Source organism: Paenibacillus qinlingensis (assembly GCF_013204845.1).
Classification (GTDB): Bacteria; Bacillota; Bacilli; order Paenibacillales; family NBRC-103111; genus Paenibacillus_E; species Paenibacillus_E qinlingensis.
The window spans coordinates 366,681-382,635 of sequence record NZ_JABMKY010000005.1; the positions used below are offsets into that span (position 1 = coordinate 366,681).

Annotated in this window: 12 protein-coding genes; 11 read left to right on the forward strand and 1 reads right to left on the reverse strand. The window is 41.4% G+C overall.

Going from position 1 to position 15,955, the window contains the following annotated elements:
* Positions 1 to 167: 167 nt before the first annotated feature.
* The gene (locus tag HQN88_RS13420; protein WP_173112327.1) at positions 168 to 587 is read left to right on the forward strand and encodes an NUDIX hydrolase; all 420 of its coding nucleotides are present in this window, start codon (positions 168 to 170) and stop codon (positions 585 to 587) included.
* A gap of 108 nt (positions 588 to 695) precedes the next feature.
* Here the strand turns inward: HQN88_RS13420 and HQN88_RS13425 are convergent, their stop codons facing one another.
* Positions 696 to 3,407: an MGH1-like glycoside hydrolase domain-containing protein gene (locus HQN88_RS13425; RefSeq protein WP_173112330.1), complete on the reverse strand. Its 2,712-nt coding sequence runs from the start codon at positions 3,405 to 3,407 to the stop codon at positions 696 to 698.
* Between the two features lie 148 nt (positions 3,408 to 3,555).
* Between HQN88_RS13425 and HQN88_RS13430 the strand changes: the two genes are divergently transcribed.
* From HQN88_RS13430 to HQN88_RS13475, 10 genes are all read left to right on the forward strand, one after another.
* The gene (locus HQN88_RS13430) at positions 3,556 to 4,449 is read left to right on the forward strand and encodes an AraC family transcriptional regulator (protein WP_173112333.1); all 894 of its coding nucleotides are present in this window, start codon (positions 3,556 to 3,558) and stop codon (positions 4,447 to 4,449) included.
* Between the two features lie 221 nt (positions 4,450 to 4,670).
* Complete coding sequence (locus tag HQN88_RS13435; RefSeq protein WP_246320216.1) at positions 4,671 to 5,621, forward strand: ABC transporter permease; 951 nt, start codon at positions 4,671 to 4,673, stop codon at positions 5,619 to 5,621.
* Between the two features lie 26 nt (positions 5,622 to 5,647).
* Entirely contained in the window at positions 5,648 to 6,508 is an 861-nt protein-coding gene (locus tag HQN88_RS13440; protein WP_173112425.1) for a carbohydrate ABC transporter permease, read from the forward strand.
* Positions 6,509 to 6,638: 130 nt separating this feature from the next.
* The gene (locus tag HQN88_RS13445; protein ID WP_173112336.1) at positions 6,639 to 8,231 is read left to right on the forward strand and encodes an extracellular solute-binding protein; all 1,593 of its coding nucleotides are present in this window, start codon (positions 6,639 to 6,641) and stop codon (positions 8,229 to 8,231) included.
* A gap of 152 nt (positions 8,232 to 8,383) precedes the next feature.
* The gene (locus HQN88_RS13450; RefSeq protein WP_173112339.1) at positions 8,384 to 9,820 is read left to right on the forward strand and encodes a response regulator transcription factor; all 1,437 of its coding nucleotides are present in this window, start codon (positions 8,384 to 8,386) and stop codon (positions 9,818 to 9,820) included.
* A gap of 17 nt (positions 9,821 to 9,837) precedes the next feature.
* A complete protein-coding gene (locus HQN88_RS13455) occupies positions 9,838 to 11,634 on the forward strand; it encodes a sensor histidine kinase (protein ID WP_173112342.1) in 1,797 nt (598 codons plus the stop codon).
* 83 nt (positions 11,635 to 11,717) lie between these two features.
* Positions 11,718 to 12,362 carry a hypothetical protein gene (locus tag HQN88_RS13460; RefSeq protein ID WP_173112345.1) on the forward strand — a complete coding sequence of 215 codons (645 nt, stop codon included), beginning with the start codon at positions 11,718 to 11,720 and terminating at the stop codon, positions 12,360 to 12,362.
* A 107-nt stretch (positions 12,363 to 12,469) separates the two neighbouring features.
* On the forward strand, positions 12,470 to 13,627 hold the full coding sequence (locus tag HQN88_RS13465; RefSeq protein WP_173112348.1) for an acyltransferase domain-containing protein: 1,158 nt from the start codon (positions 12,470 to 12,472) through the stop codon (positions 13,625 to 13,627).
* Positions 13,628 to 13,944: 317 nt separating this feature from the next.
* Complete coding sequence (locus HQN88_RS13470) at positions 13,945 to 14,895, forward strand: ABC transporter permease (protein ID WP_173112350.1); 951 nt, start codon at positions 13,945 to 13,947, stop codon at positions 14,893 to 14,895.
* An 18-nt stretch (positions 14,896 to 14,913) separates the two neighbouring features.
* Positions 14,914 to 15,789 carry a carbohydrate ABC transporter permease gene (locus HQN88_RS13475; protein WP_173112353.1) on the forward strand — a complete coding sequence of 292 codons (876 nt, stop codon included), beginning with the start codon at positions 14,914 to 14,916 and terminating at the stop codon, positions 15,787 to 15,789.
* The last annotated feature ends 166 nt before the right edge of the window (positions 15,790 to 15,955 follow it).

A 15,955-nucleotide genomic window follows, 5' to 3' on the forward strand; every position in this document is an offset into this window, starting at 1 on the left:
CGCAATGACCCCAAGTATGTTTAAAATGTTTGGTATTACTTCGTTTATGTATCTGATCTCGGGTATTTGGATGATTAGGGAAAATAGGTCTCGACAAAGGTGAGAGATCTACAGGTAGGGTCAATGATGATAATTTCATTATACGAAATTCATAGGAGGACACAAAGATGATGCCAAAGCATTTTCTTTCTGCAGCAGCCATTGTACTTAATGAGCGTAACGAAATTTTATTAATAAAAGGCCCTGATCGAGGTTGGGAAATGCCTGGTGGCGTGGTTGAAGAAGGCGAATCGTTGATACATGCAGCGATCAGAGAAACGAAGGAAGAGAGCGGTATTGATATTGAGGTGACCAAATTTTGTGGTGTATTCCAGAATGTCACTCAGTCCATTTGTAATACGTTGTTTTTAGGTAAACCAGTCGGAGGAGAGTTAACAACGAGTTCGGAGTCTCTCGAAGTAGGCTTTTTCCCAATTGAAAAAGCATTAGAGATGGTGACTTTTCTAAATTTCAGGCAGCGACTAGCGTTTTGTTTACATGAAGAAAATCATCCATTTTGTGTGGAATTTTTAGAGGAAATGAGTTGATTTCTTGAGATTCCTAATAGAAAAGATGATATATAGCATTTGCTAGGTATTGGTAAAAACAGTAAAAACGGAGAACCTATGAACCAGATTCTCCGTGTTGCCTGTCTATTAGGATTCAGCTGGTTGAATGGAGATCGCCGCACGTGGCAAGCAGTCAGTTATAATCAACGCCAATCCTCCGCTGGTTTGAAGCGAGCTTTGTACGGTACAACCCGTGCCAACAACTATATACGGTACTCCCTCAGTTAGATTGACCAGCATGCTAAATGCTTGTGCAGCTTCCCCGGCATAGTGAAATTCCGCACGGTATTCCGTAAATTCTTCATTGAAGTGTTGTTGCAGCATCCACACGTTGAAGCCGGTAGAAACTTTACCTAATTGATAATAGGAAGCAAACCAATTGATGACAGGGGCCGATAAACCGCCGAAATGATGCCATCCAGCGCCACGCCCTGTCTGTACGATAAAATGCTCGTAACAATTGTAGGTAGCCTCGGTCTCGCGTTTCCATAATTCTAGTGCGGTATTGGCTATGCGAAAAGCATGATCAGGGAAACCCAAGTCGAGCATTGTTTTCCAGAAAAACCACTGATGCGGCATCCAGACCGCACCGTTCCAATAACCATCCGCTCGATAATAAGGTGCGCTTTGGTCAACGGTTGATAAGCCAATTGATGTCCATAAGCGGTTTTCATCAAACAATGCGGTAATTAAACGGTTTGCACGATCGCTATCACAGACACCGGCAACCAGCGGGTAGAGGCCATCCATTCCCATGTTGTAATTGGCACCAGAGGCATGACGCAAATGGCCCACAGATTCACCCTGCTGATTATGTACAACATAACCGTAGTAGCCGGCTTTTTCATCCCATGCATGGGCTTCCAACGCTTCGCTCCATAGCCGAATATCCTCTTCGTATCCCCGAATATCCATTTGCCACTCATCAGACATTGCCGCTGCCATCTTAAGTATCTTGGCGATTCGAATCGCTTGGCTCGTTGTAATGACGGGAGCAACGGTAGATTTCAAATCATGCTCATGCACGTATTTCTGTGGTGGATAGTCGTCCCACCCCCCTGAGTTATAGAAATAATCCCATGTTTTCAGTAGGCCGGTACGTAGTGTATCGGTCGTTGAACTGCTGGTTTTGCCAGCGAAGAACAAGTAATATTGCCGCAATCGCGGGTAAAAATGTTGCAGGAAGTCAGGAGATTGTCCGTGATTCCACAACTCTTGGAATACATAATGCTGCACAGGTACGGGGCTGCCGTGATGAATGAAGGCTGCTTGAGGGTCACCTGGCTCCGTCATATATGCATTCAAGCAATCGATTGCTCGCCGAGCATCGATATCGGAGAAGCCGAGTCCGATAAACCCCGAATCCCACGTATATAGCGAATCCCACCATCGGCCAGGCGTGCTGTGTCTTATATATGTTCGTTTCGTATAGACGGGATAGACGGTATTCGTTAGCAAAGTAGCACGCATGAGCTGCTGGCTGAATGAATAGCGATCACCGGATGGATAGGAAGAAGGCGGATTCAGCTTGGTACGTTCAGCTTGGTAGATGGACTCGCATTTCTCATAGTCAAGTGTGAAGTTGGCCATAGACCCAAGGACTTCTTCGTAAGTCCCAGAGCAAACCATGCCGTGAAGTATCATGGTTGAATCCGGGTGAAGATGAATAGGGCGCATAAACACATTGGTGTAGTGACCCTTTCCATTTCCCTGTATAATGTCATCGACATGATTATGCACGGTATGGCGGGCAAAGCGATCTAATTCGTCATTTCTGATCTGACGAATCTGGGCATTTGCATAATTCCACAGGAGGCCATAATGGCAGGGACTATCCGGATATCGAAGAATGAGACTTCCTGGAACGGGACCTGGTAGTAATTCAGGCTCAATATGCCATGGACGATCACTGAAAGCGACATCTTTGCATGAGCTGCGCTCAAGAAGTGTGAATCCGTCAATAATCATTGGACTAGAGCCCAACGTGTTGTGCAAGCTAAGAGTAACCTTGCCAGCAGAAAGTTCCCCCACGGGAAGCTCTGCAACGATTAATGTGTCTGAAGGCTCCAAGAGAAGACTATGTCTCTCCATTCCAAGTTCAATCTCAAGCTCTCCGCCTTTCGCCGCTTGATAGCGTAACAGAAGCACACCATCCTGTAAGGGGGTAGTGACTTTTACTTCATATCGGAGCATGTCACCAACATTCCCTCCGAATTGGCATCCGATTGCCGATCCGCCTGTAAAATGCTGTCCGCGAATCTCTCCACGTGCAAATCCGTCATAGACCAATCCATCGGATGGTCGCGGTTGTGCGAATGTCAATTCGCTGTAATCTAACGCATCCACCCACGCTACACCCTCAGGAAGCTGTGCCTCCGCGTATACATGAACTTCACCGTGTCCTGGAAGCCGAGGCGGCTGAAGGGAAGCCATCCAGTGCAGCACAAGATTCTGCGGATGCTCCGTGTGATTCGCCAAAGCAGCACGGATGAGACGGCTATGATCGTCAATCCGACTGAACGAAATATCCGCGTAGACACGATCTTTCCACTCTAGCTCATGGCGGTGGGAAAAGAAGCTGTAATCCGGTGTTGCTTCCCAAGGATGATAGCCGGATTCCCACAAGACACTTGGTATATCTATTTTTCTTCGATAGAATCCCGGCATGAAGCTCAGATCAAATCGTAATCCTCTTGCAGGATCACAAATATGGGAGATGCCCATATATTGTTTGGTGTAAGGTCCCCAAGCAGGCAGTCTAAGGTCATGGTCAGTGGTGAGGTTGTCACATTCATGCATGAAGTATCGCTCCTTTAACAGATGGCATATTCTCTTTATTTTAAAATAATTGAAGGTTAAATGCCTCTTGATAGCGGATCAATTTATCTTGAAAACGGACATTCGTGATATGATAGTAGGAGAACTTGAAAGAAAGGACAATAACAAAATGGCAGTAAATTTGACCGCTTACGATAATGAACAAGTCGATTATGCAGACCCGAATTTTCGGATTAAAATATGGACCATTAGTCATCCCATTCAAGCGTCCATTCAATATGGTCCCTGGCATTACCATGAAGAAGTAGAGTGGATCACGGTTCTGAAGGGGACGATGACCATTGAGACGACACAGCAAACCTACACGTTGCAAGCCGGCGATGTGGTGATGTTAGGATCGAACGAGCTTCATCGGTCTCACAAATACGGACAATCTCATCTGATGTACATCGTTTGCCATGTCGATATGTCCGCTTTCATGGACCCATCGTTGCTGTCCTATCTGGCCGCTTTTACCGGTAGATCAGCTAATTTAACACGGCTGAATGACGCGTTGAGGAAATATCCGTTAAGCATTCAACTCATTCATGAGCTCCTTAAACAGATGCTTCGAGAAATAACGGCTAGAGGGAGAGGCTACGAGTTTGCCGTAAATGCTAGTTTGAAAAAGCTCTTGTACACACTGGTTCAAATGGACGATGAGCAAATTATTGAACCGATGGATCATCATCTAGCCGTAAAATTGCGCCCTGCGTTAGCCTATATTGAACAGCAGTTAGAATCACCTTGCCAGATTACAGACATCAGCTCTAAGTTGAACTACAATAGCAGTTATTTTGCCAAGTTGTTTAAGAAAGGAATGGGGATGACGTTTACGTCCTATGTACAAATGCGCAGAATGAAACGAGCGGAACAGCTCCTGTTGACAGAGACGTGTTCGGTAACAGAAATAAGTGGTAGAGTCGGCTTTACAAGCCCTGCCCAGTTCTATCAATTATTTAAAAGGCATTTCGGCTGCAGTCCGAGACAGTTTGTTGAGAAAAGAAATATCCAAAAAATGTAAATAATCCATTTCGATATATAACAGCTCCTATCATGACAATGTGGTGGGGGCTGTTTGATATTTCTTTTTATAAAAATTCAAAAGTTAAATTATTACAAAATTAATTTAAATTAATACATTTTATTAAAAATTCTGGCGAGTATAATTTTTTACATGAGATATCCTGATTTGTAGCGCAAATTGCTGGAGAAAACAACTTTGTAGTGGGAGGGATGATATAGTTGAAAGCGGTTTTAGGAAGATATCAGGACAACATTAGGCCAAGAAGAAAGAACAGTATCGTATATTATTTGAAAAGAGATTTTCTACTATATTTGCTCTTACTGTTACCAATGGCTTACCTATTCATTTTTAGATATGCGCCAATTTACGGTGTAGTGATGGCATTTCAGGACTATAACATTTTTGAAGGCATTAGCGGGAGCGAGTGGGTTGGGCTCGACGTATTCAAATTCATTTTTGAACAAAGCAGTTTTTACCGTGCGCTTAAGAACACACTAGTTTTAAACTTTCTGGATTTGATAGCAGGTTTCCCAGCGCCTATTATATTGGCCATTTTGTTGAATGAAGTTCGGCATGTACGATTTAAAAAAGTGACTCAAACCATTCTATATTTACCTCATTTTTTATCCTGGGTTATTATTGGCGGGATGGTTTACCTGATGTTTTCTTCAGGAGGCATGGCGAATAGCGTCTTGTCTAGCCTTGGTATTGGTCACATGGAGTTTCTTTCGCAAAAAAACAACTGGCTCATCATGTATCTAGCGGTTGGTGTTTGGCAAAGTGCAGGATGGGGGACCATCATCTACTTAGCATCCATCATTGGCATCAATAAGGAGTTATATGAGGCTGCAGATATGGATGGGTGCAGCAGACTTCGTAAAATATGGCATATTACTTTGCCTGGTATAAAGCCTACCATCATTATTTTGCTTATTTTGCAAATTGGAAGAATGCTCTCGATTGGGTTTGATCGGCCATTTGTTATGGGGAATTCATTGGTAAGTGAATATTCCGATGTGATCAGCACATTCGTATATCGTATAGGAATTGGGTCTGGGGATTTCTCGCAAGCAACAGCAGTTGGATTGTTTCAATCGGTAGTAGGGTTAGTGTTTTTAGTGACAGCAAATTATATTGCCAAAAAAATCGGTGAGCAGGGAATTTGGTAGGGAGTGTGAGTTAGTTGAGCAAGAAGATGAGATTTAATTGGGTTGATATGGGTATTATCGTATTCATCGTAGCTGTATCCATTACATGCCTTGTACCATTTTTGTATATGATTGCGCTTTCTCTAAGTTCGAATAGTGCCATTATTTCACAGAAGGTTACCCTTTGGCCGGTAGAATTCACACTGGAGACCTATAAAACGATCTTAAGCGATGTAGAGATGATCTATACGCTGGGGTACTCCATTGTGCTTACCATTGGATATACACTTATTTGTATGTTTTTAACGATATGTGCTGCGTATCCGCTTACAAAGAAGAGATTAAAGGGAAGAAGTTTTTTTCTAACAATTTTGGTCATTACTATGTACTTTAGCGGTGGATTAATACCAAGTTATATGTTGGTGAAAAATTTAGGCATGATGAATTCCATATGGAGCTTACTTTTACCTGGTGCGATGAGTGTGTTCAATTTGATAATTCTAAAAACATTTTTCTCATCACTGCCAGAAAGCTTGGAAGAATCGGCGTCTATTGATGGTTGTAACGAATTAGGGATCCTTGTTCGAATTGTTCTTCCGCTTTCCTTGCCGTCTATCGCAACGTTAAGCCTCTTCTACGCGGTAGACAGATGGAATGGGTTTCAGGATGCACTCTTTTATATAACCGATAAGAATTTGTATCCCATGCAATTAAAGTTGTACCAAATCATTACGGCCAATCAACAGTTAGATACGCAGCAAGGTGAAGGTAGTGTTGGTGCTTATATTGTCCCGGAATCATTGAAAGCTGCAAGCGTCATGTTTGCCACAGTCCCTATCTTAGTTGTTTACCCTAAACTCCAGAAATATTTTGTTGAAGGTGTCATGACGGGGGCCATTAAAGGCTGAGAAATAAGTTGTGCAAGCAAGTGGATTTTGATAAGCATGAAAGGTGGTGATTCTGTTACCGATCGGCTAGGATTAGATCATTATGTAAACGCGATACGAAAAGACTATGAGATAAAGGTGAGGTTGAACAATGAAAATACAAAAAATGTTGGTTATATTACCAGTATTGACACTCCTAACAAGTGCATTGGCTGGATGTAGCAGCGATACTAAAAATGAAAGTAAAGCAACGTCAGCGGCGACTGCAACAGAAGCGGCATCTGCAAAACCTTCAGGACCACCGACTACACTAACGGTTGAAATTTTTGATAGAGGCATTCAGGGGCAGCCTGATTTGAACAATAATACGTGGACAAGGTACATCAATGATAATTTTGGCAAGCAAAATAATGCGATTGTTAAATTTATTCCAGTTCCCAGGTCACAGGAAATTGATAAGCTCAATGTATTGATGGCAGCGGGTGAGGCGCCGGATATTTCATTTACTTATGACAGCCCGACCATCTCCAGATATTCGAAAGTAAATGGCATCCTTCAATTAGATGATTTGTTGGCCAAACATGGTAAGGAATTAACGAATTATTTAGGTAAGACCGTGCTTTCGTATGGACTTTTTAATGGGAAACAGATGGCGATCCCAGCTAAAAGAACTTCACTAGCATGGGGCGGTATGTTTATTAGAAAGGATTGGCTAGATAAATTAGGAATGCCGATTCCTACTACGAGGGATGAATTATACAATACGTTAATTGCGTTTCGAGATAAAAATCCAGGCGGCGTGAATGGTGTCATTCCATGGGGATTGGCAGCAACAGGGTTTAATTATAACACTGGAAACTTAACTGAATCCTACTGGGGGAAACAGACAGAGGAAGAATTCGTTACAGCTCCGGGTTGGTTAAAACCTGGAAATAAGGATGCGCTAAAGTTTCTCAACAAGCTCTATAATGAAAAACTAATCAGTCCTGATTTTGCGTTAGACAAAACAGCTAAGCAAGCGGATGCAGATGTTACGAACGGTAAAGTCGGATTCTTCAGTGCTAACTGGGATTATCCATTACGTCAAAATATCAGTGTACCTTTAAAAACAAATGTGCCTAGCGCAAACTTTGTACCTGTTGATGTTTTCAAGAATTATGAAGGGAAATACAAGAAAATTGCGTACAATGAAAATGGCGTGAATGTGTTTATCCCTAAGAGCTCCAAAAATGCAGAGTTGGCCATTAAATATCTAAACTGGATGTCCGATCCTAAAGTCCTCTTCTTCTTGCAATACGGTCTTGAAGGGGTCAATCATAAGATGGTTGATGGTATTCCACAAGTTATCAATCAAACAGGTGACAATATGCAAACCAGCTATTTAAATCTTGATCTTACATTAGTTGTAAATGGTGTGGAGCTTGGTGATCAGCAGAAGAATATTAAAGCGCTAGCTGCATCGGCGCCGGGTCTCGAAGCTGTTGCGGAACAATCCTACAAAATAAATACGACGGACACGTACACGGGTTACTTCTATGATACGCCTAGTGAATCCAATATTAAGTTTGGTAAAACACTAGGGGATATGAACAAGCAAATGACAGATAAGCTAATCGTCTGTAAGCCAGCAGAATTCGATAGTTTGTACGATAAGCTGGTTGCTGAGTATATGGCAGCAGGCGGGCAAGCCGTTATGGACGAGAATGTGAAAATTTACAAGGCCATGCAAGCAAATAAGAAGTAATCATTTAGCTTATAGCGTACAAAGCCTATGGACATAACGGCGTTATTTCCATAGGCTCTTATCATGGAAAGTCTTTAGGAGTCAACTTGTTATCTCGCTGGCAAAGAGTTAAAATTTGATAACTATTAATTAAGCTGACACAGGGGGTACTTATGAATCGTGTTATTATTGTAGATGACGAACCGTGGGCGATAAAAGGAATACGGAATGCCTTTGACTGGGCGAAATACGGGTTCGAAATTACAGGCCAATTTACCAGCGTCCATAAAGCATTTGATTTTATTTGTGAATACAGTCCTGATCTGGTGTTTACAGACATAAGAATGCCTGAAATTTCTGGCCTTGAACTTATGAAAAAGACGAAAGAAAAGGGATTGGATGTTGAATTCGTTGTTGTAAGCGGTTTCGCGGAATTTGCTTATGCGCAGGAGGCTCTTAGGTATGGTGCGTTGGATTATTGCCTAAAACCATTAGATATTGAGATGGCTGATCCCTTAATAGAGAAGTTGGCATTGCATTTTTCTTCGAAGAGAAATTTGAAAAATAACCAGATCTTAGAGGCACTAACTTCAGCGGATAAAAGTGAATTGAATCGTTTAACTCGTTTATTTGATCAATCAACGGACTGCTACTTTCGTGTCTATATCATGTATTCAAAAGGTGAGAAAAAGCATGATCCTGACATAAGTGCTTTCAATTTTACACCTACATTGACAGTTAATTTAGGATCAAGAAAGACCTTATATATTCTCAAAAGTGACAACCGAACGGATTTGGGTGTTCGTTTTGATGCAGCCGTTTTCAATGATTTAGATATAAAAGCGATAGGAATCAGCAGTATTTCGAATCACAATGAGCATATGGCAAAACTTATTAAAGAAGCAGATATAGCAGCTTCAACCGTATTTTTAAAAGTGACTGACGGTATCTTTGAGTATGAACAAAAGCTTAATCTGGTTAAGCCGTATATAGATGGTATTTGTTCTATTATTCAAGAGAAAAAGTTTGAAGATATGGATGACATCATGGATGGACTCATGCATTTCTTTCATCACAATCATCTAGGAATGGGTGAGGTGGTGTACTTATGGAATCAAGTAGTGAGCAGCTTGGTTGGGAGCTATTACGAAGAGCTGCAAGACATGGAACTTGATTTCCTTAATTACTCTGAATTGAAAGAGCGTTTTGAAACCTTTGAATCCTTGTGCAGTTTTTTATATGACATCTTGACATACATAAAGCTACTGAACTATCAATCAGCCAATGAGGGGGATAAAAACTCCTATTTTGCCCAAATGGTGAAATACATCGACACTAATTTTCAGAGCGAGCTTTACCTCAAAGATTTATCTGTGAAGTTTTTAATTAATCAAGTCTACTGTTGCCAACTATTCAAGAAAAATTTGGGCAAAACCTTTTCAGAATATGTCACGGATTTGAGGATTAAAAAAGCTTGTGAGCTTTTGAAACATACCGAATTGTCCATTGATGAAATAGCTGCAAAAGTAGGCTACATGGATTACTATTATTTCAACAAAGTATTTAAGAAACATAGTGGGATCACTCCTACGAAGTTCAGAAAGAGTTGAGGGTCGGGGTGGGGAATTTGCAGATCAGTAGACTGAAATTAAAGCATCAGATATTACTGATTTTTTTATTTTCGGTAATTATATTTACAATAATGGAATTTTATTCCTATTACAGCTTCTATAATCTGACGCAGAACAGAGCTGCAAATTATGGGAACAAGATTATTGAACAAACAAGTCAAAAAATCAATTCCGTTTTTTACGATATAAAAGTCAGTACTCAGATAGCTGTTGATAATAAAAAAATACAAGAATTTACGATTGCTGATGATGATTATAAACGAAGTTTTGATATAGGTACCTATGTAATTGAACTAATGGAATATATGAGGTCCTTTAACTCTTATGTTAATGGCATAGTAATTACAGACAATAATGGACGACGCGTTCATAGTAATGGAAACAATGATATTTTTTATTCAAATCAATACGAAGCGTTTATCCATACATATAAAAATAATTTGGATGCTGTTAAAAAAGGACAGTTTACAAGCCTATTAAAAGACGAAAAAACAGGAAGTGACTATTTCTTTTATATAGCACCCATTATTGAATCACTTGGCGGGGTTCAATTTTCTCAAAAGACAGGCTATTGTTCCATTATGGTGAACACGGAAAAGTTGAAGGAACTTGTTCAGAATACAGAACTAACGCCTAACTCTACGTTGTACATTTTAAACAGCCAAAATGAGGTCATTGTTTCAAATAATGCGAATTTCCGCGGTACCTTGTATGAGGAAATCCTTTCCGTAGATCGAAGCCGTTTAACTAATGGGGTAAAAACCACCATTAATGATGAAGAAGTCATTGTCCAGGAAAAAGATTTGGTGCAGGCAGACGGCTGGCGTATTGTAAGTATTATTCCTGTGCAAGAGTTGACAACGGATATGTATGCGATTAAAAACATTAGCATCATAGCTGGTATTGGTATCATTCTGAGTATGCTTATTCTGGGGTATTTTTTCTTGAATAATCTGACACGTCCTGTCATGGGACTCATCGCAGATATGAAAAAAATTGGTAAGCGAGATGTAGGCTTTCGAGTGAAGGTCCGTTCTACCAATGAAGTCGGCGTGTTGGCCTATGATATCAATAGCATGATTGATAAAATGGAAGAGATGACAAGCAATATTTTTCATACACAGGCAAGACTGTTTGAGTCTGAGCTTAGCAAAAAACAGGCAGAATTCGCTGCCTTACAAAGTCAAATAAATCCGCATTTTCTTTATAATACATTAAACTGCATAAGCAGTATCGGACTTGAATACGGCAGCAAGGAAATAGCGCTGATCACTTCATCGATGTCAAAGATATTTCGATATAGCATTAAAAAAGACGATCTTGTGATGATCAGTGAAGAAATTCAATGTATTCAAGCCTATCTAAAAATTATTTCTATTCGCTATGAAAACAAGTTTGATATGGAGATCAATGTGGATGAACAGATACTAGAAATGAAAACTCCCAAAATGATCTTGCAGCCCATTGTTGAAAATTCCGTCTATCATGGACTTGAAAGTATGGACGCCGGAGGACAACTTCGTGTGAGCGGTCATCTAGATGAGAATGGCGATGTCATCTTTCAAATATCGGATTCTGGAAGAGGGATAGGTAAAGATCAACTTGAGACCATGAAAGCGAAACTGAATATGGCCTATTCGGAGCGAGTGGAGAATAGCTTTGTTGGGAATAGTATCGGGATTTCCAATATTAATAACAGGATACAACTGCTGTTTGGAGAAGGTTATGGGGTAGGGATCGAAAGTGAGAGTGGTCAGGGGACTACGGTGATCGTTAAGATTCCAAAAATGTGAAGGGTAAGCTTGAACCTTTTTCCACGTTCTGGCGTCTTTTAGATGCTTGAATGTTGTGAACTTGAGAATTGGAGTGATCTCTATTGCCTTGGCCTATGGTGCATTTTAGCATTGCGGAAAAATGTTTTGATCATGATCCATCGCCAGAATTTTTGCTAGGAAGTATCGCGCCAGATGCCATTCATATGAGAGCGAATACGACTAGGCAAGATAAAGGAAGAACACATCTGTGTGCGGACGACGGCACAATGCCTAATCTTCAAACTTTTCATGATTTCTGTAAAAAATATATTACACAAAATGACCCTGATAATAATCAATTTATACTTGGATATGTCTCACACCTGTATACTGACTTAAGATGGACGGAGACCGTCTGGGGTGACTATGTGGGGAAAATTAATCTTGTGATAGACGAACAGAAGGAATCTATTAAAAGTCGCTACAATATAGAAGTTTGTCAAATTGATTATAATTTGTATCGGAATGAAGGGTGGTCAAATAGGATTTTCGATTCTTTGCTACATGCTAGCGAATACGCAGTTCTTGACCTACTCACTAGCAAAGAAATTACGCAGTATCGTGAGCACATCATACAGAATCTTAGAAATGAAGAAAAAGAACCTTGCATTGTACCCATATATATCACGGATGACATTGTGAAGTTGTTTATCAACGACACCGTAGATGAGCTGAAAAGCCTAATAAAAACGTGGATGAATTGTTAGCCAAATAACGGTCCGCGTTGCTGAATATGTGAACGGAATTACTATCTGAATGACAATCGGTTATAATTGTTTAGGTAGCAATTGTTTAATTTGAAAGGAGTACAAGAATGGAATTTTTGTTATTAAAGAAAGACGTGACAGAGCAGTACTGCCGGAAAATTGTGATGCCCGAAGGCGCAACCGAAATCTTGATGAATATCGTAGATCAACTAAATAATGATCCAAAACTTTTGGATATTTACATGGAATTTTACAAGAAAAATATTGAAAGTGGCTATTGGACGACTGTGTGGGAACCGCTGGCTATAGATACTTATGTGGAAGAAGTACTCGGGAATTCGGCTTCCTTGTTGTATCTGCATGCAGCATTGCAAAGATTGCCTCTTGCCGAAAAGACGTATGCCGAAAGAGGACTGAGTGAAGAGTTATTTGTAGAAACCTTAAGGGATATCGGCGTATGGGTTCAAAATGCCTACAATTTAGTCGGATATTATGCCATTAGAAATTTCAGTTGGATTTGGAGGCATCTAGAAGCCCGAATGTTTCGGATTGGTGGCATGCAGTTTATTGCAACGAATTTTTCTGGGGTCATTAAAGGCTTTCACAACGCGAAAGAAGATCGTTTGTTGCTTCTGTGCAGTGCAGGGATGGAGCTGCGAGCAAATGGTGATAAGCAAGGCGTGTGTAATAAAGAAAAGACAACCGATGGTTTTGTGACGGAATATGAGGAAACGGAAGATTACTTCATAGGAAATCCAATTACGCCAGAGGGCAAAGGATTAAGCGAACCTGTAAAGATTAAGAGGGATGAATGGACAAAAGTGTTGGACAAGGATGATACTTTGCTTGAGATACATATCCCGAGAGATACGGTTTTTGATATGGAACAAATCAAACAAACCTACATTCAGGCCAAAGAATTTTATGCAACCTATTTTCCGGAAGTTCAATATAAAGGAATGGCCTGCCATACGTGGCTTTTTACGCCACAACTCAGGGAAATGTTGCCGCCTACCAGTAATATCGTCAGATTCCAAGAGCAGTTCTATCTCTATCCGACGGCGGGATCGGTGCGGTTTTTATGGAATTTTGTATTCAATGAATTGACCGAGGTAAAGGATGCGAAACCGGATACATCGTTAAGGAGAAAGGTCCTTGCTTATTTAGAAGAAGATAAAGAGATCTTTGATATGAATGGTGTATTTCTTGATGTAAGTGGTGATTTCGGAACGGTAACTTATCAAAAGGAAGTCAAAACTGTTTAGTTTAGGGACGTTATCGCGTAACGACCGTGGAGGAGCTTGCCTTGTGGCAATTGCTCCTTTTTGCTGTTCGCCAGCCCATTTTTAATTACAAATTTATCTGAGCGGAGGGATTTGACGGTGGCAAACCTGAATGAAACGATCTCTGTTTTAAAAGCTTCCCAGGCTCCCCGTCCAGTCTTGTGGGCAAATCGAATGCGACTTTTCCCCGGTACTATTGTCCTTCACTCGGGTTTTCCGATCATCTTATTTCAGGTAAGCTAACTATTGTAAGCACTTTCTTATTAAGTGCGGTTAGAGAAAGATAGGAGGAGAGTAAGATGGAGTTGGTGACCGCTAGGATCGCCGAGACTAAGAAGACGATGCTTAGGAAGCGGCTAAAGCGGATTTTAAAATTCAAATTGTTATATATCTTGCTGCTTCCCGCTTTTGGATGGGTATTCATTTTTGATTATCTCCCTCTTTACGGGATCAGCATTGCGTTTATGGATTATAACGTTATTCAAGGATTCTCAGGCAGCGAGTGGGTCGGGCTGAAATATTTTCGATTGCTTTTCGAATCCGAGATGTTCCGCAATGCTTTCAAGAACACGCTGCTTATCAGTCTGTATAAAATGATCAGCGGCTTCCTTTGTCCCATCCTGTTAGCGCTTGCACTGAACGAAATCCAGGCTGCCTGGTTCAAGAAGACGCTTCAAACCGCGGTCTATTTGCCGAGGTTCGTGTCCTGGGTCGTATACGGAGGAATCATCACGCTGCTGCTCTCGCCGGAAACAGGCGTCATCAATAAGATCATCGAGTTTTTCGGTGGCAAATCGGTTTATCTGCTTGTTGAACCCGCTTACTTCCGAACGATCCTCGTCGTCACCGATGCGATGAAGGAAATGGGCTGGGCCGCTATCATCTACATTGCAGCCATCGCCGGGCTCAACCCGGAGGTTTACGAAGCAGCCACTATGGATGGAGCTACGCGGTTTAGTCGGATCTTTCATATCACCTTGCCAGGAATTACGGGGACCATCATTGTCATCTTCATCCTGAAAGTTGGATACATCATGAGCGCAGGACTAGATCAGGTCATCAACTTGTACAATCCGATGGTATTCGAGATGGGAGATATTCTGGATACCTACATTTACCGGATAGGTATCGAACAGTTCAACCTCAGCCTTGCTGCAGCTGCTGACTTCATCAAGGGTGTTATCGGGCTAGCGATGGTGCTGCTTGCCAACCAAATCGCCAAGCGGATCAATGATTCCGGTATTTTCTGACATGGGGGAAACGTAGCTATGAAACTCACGAGAGGCGAGACCGCCTTTGTCACCACCAATTATATCGTTCTCACTGTATTAACAATAGTGATTGTCATTCCATTTTGGTACGTCATTTCCGTATCTGTTACGCCTTATCATATTTTCAGCGAGAAGAATGGGATGATTCTATTTCCGACCTCTTTCAGTTTTCAATATTATGAATATCTGCTGAAGAAAGGTTCGCTGATCTATACCTCATACGGAAACACGATCCGCAACACGGCGGGGGGCGTCATACTTGCTTTGTTTCTTACCGTTACGGCTGCTTACGCATTAGCGGAGAAGAAATTGCCCGGCAGGCGGGTCATCATGCTTTACTTTGTCTTTACAATGCTGTTCAAAGGCGGGATGATCCCTACCTACATCACCATCAAGCAGTTGGGTCTGCTGGACACCAACTACGTTCTCATCTTGGTAATGGCATACAGCGCTTTCAACATGATTATTATGAAATCATTCTTTGAAGGCATCCCCGAGAGCTTGAGGGAATCAGCCTCTATGGACGGAGCTTCCGAGTTCAGGATCTTGTGGCAGATTGTGCTTCCTCTGTCCATGCCTGTTATAGCAACCATCGGTCTCCTCTACTTGGTTGTATATTGGAACGATTTCTTTAATGCTATGCTGTATGTGACCGACTGGCACAAAGCACCCGTACAGCTGGTTCTCCGAACCATTATCGCTAGCTCCAGCCTTCCGCCGGAGCTGCTAGAAGCAGCTGGTTCGTCACCGCCGCCTGCGATAGGCATCCAAATGGCTGCTATCGTGATCGTAGCCTTGCCTATGCTGATCATCTACCCATTCATCCAAAAATATTTTGAGCAGGGTATGCTGGTAGGTTCAGTAAAAGGTTAAGTAACGGAGTCGTTTCCAAACGGTTTATCCCCATTAGGGTAAATATGTATCTGAGTCAATAGAGTGGACACAAAAAATGAGCTAAGAAATCAGTTTTGTTTGCTTGTAAAACTGCGATTCAAATTTGTCTGGAGACAAATAGCCGAGCTTGCTGTGTGTACGCTTC

Bases quoted from the DNA above. Each gene is read 5' to 3' on its own strand.
- HQN88_RS13470 (WP_173112350.1), top strand. From the start codon at position 13,945: ATGGAGTTGGTGACCGCTAGGATCGCCGAGACTAAGAAGACGATGCTT.
- HQN88_RS13445 (WP_173112336.1), top strand. From the start codon at position 6,639: ATGAAAATACAAAAAATGTTGGTTATATTACCAGTATTGACACTCCTA.
- HQN88_RS13475 (WP_173112353.1), top strand. From the start codon at position 14,914: ATGAAACTCACGAGAGGCGAGACCGCCTTTGTCACCACCAATTATATC.
- HQN88_RS13425 (WP_173112330.1), bottom strand. From the start codon at position 3,407: ATGCATGAATGTGACAACCTCACCACTGACCATGACCTTAGACTGCCT.
- HQN88_RS13465 (WP_173112348.1), top strand. From the start codon at position 12,470: ATGGAATTTTTGTTATTAAAGAAAGACGTGACAGAGCAGTACTGCCGG.
- HQN88_RS13440 (WP_173112425.1), top strand. From the start codon at position 5,648: ATGAGATTTAATTGGGTTGATATGGGTATTATCGTATTCATCGTAGCT.
- HQN88_RS13430 (WP_173112333.1), top strand. From the start codon at position 3,556: ATGGCAGTAAATTTGACCGCTTACGATAATGAACAAGTCGATTATGCA.
- HQN88_RS13450 (WP_173112339.1), top strand. From the start codon at position 8,384: ATGAATCGTGTTATTATTGTAGATGACGAACCGTGGGCGATAAAAGGA.
- HQN88_RS13420 (WP_173112327.1), top strand. From the start codon at position 168: ATGATGCCAAAGCATTTTCTTTCTGCAGCAGCCATTGTACTTAATGAG.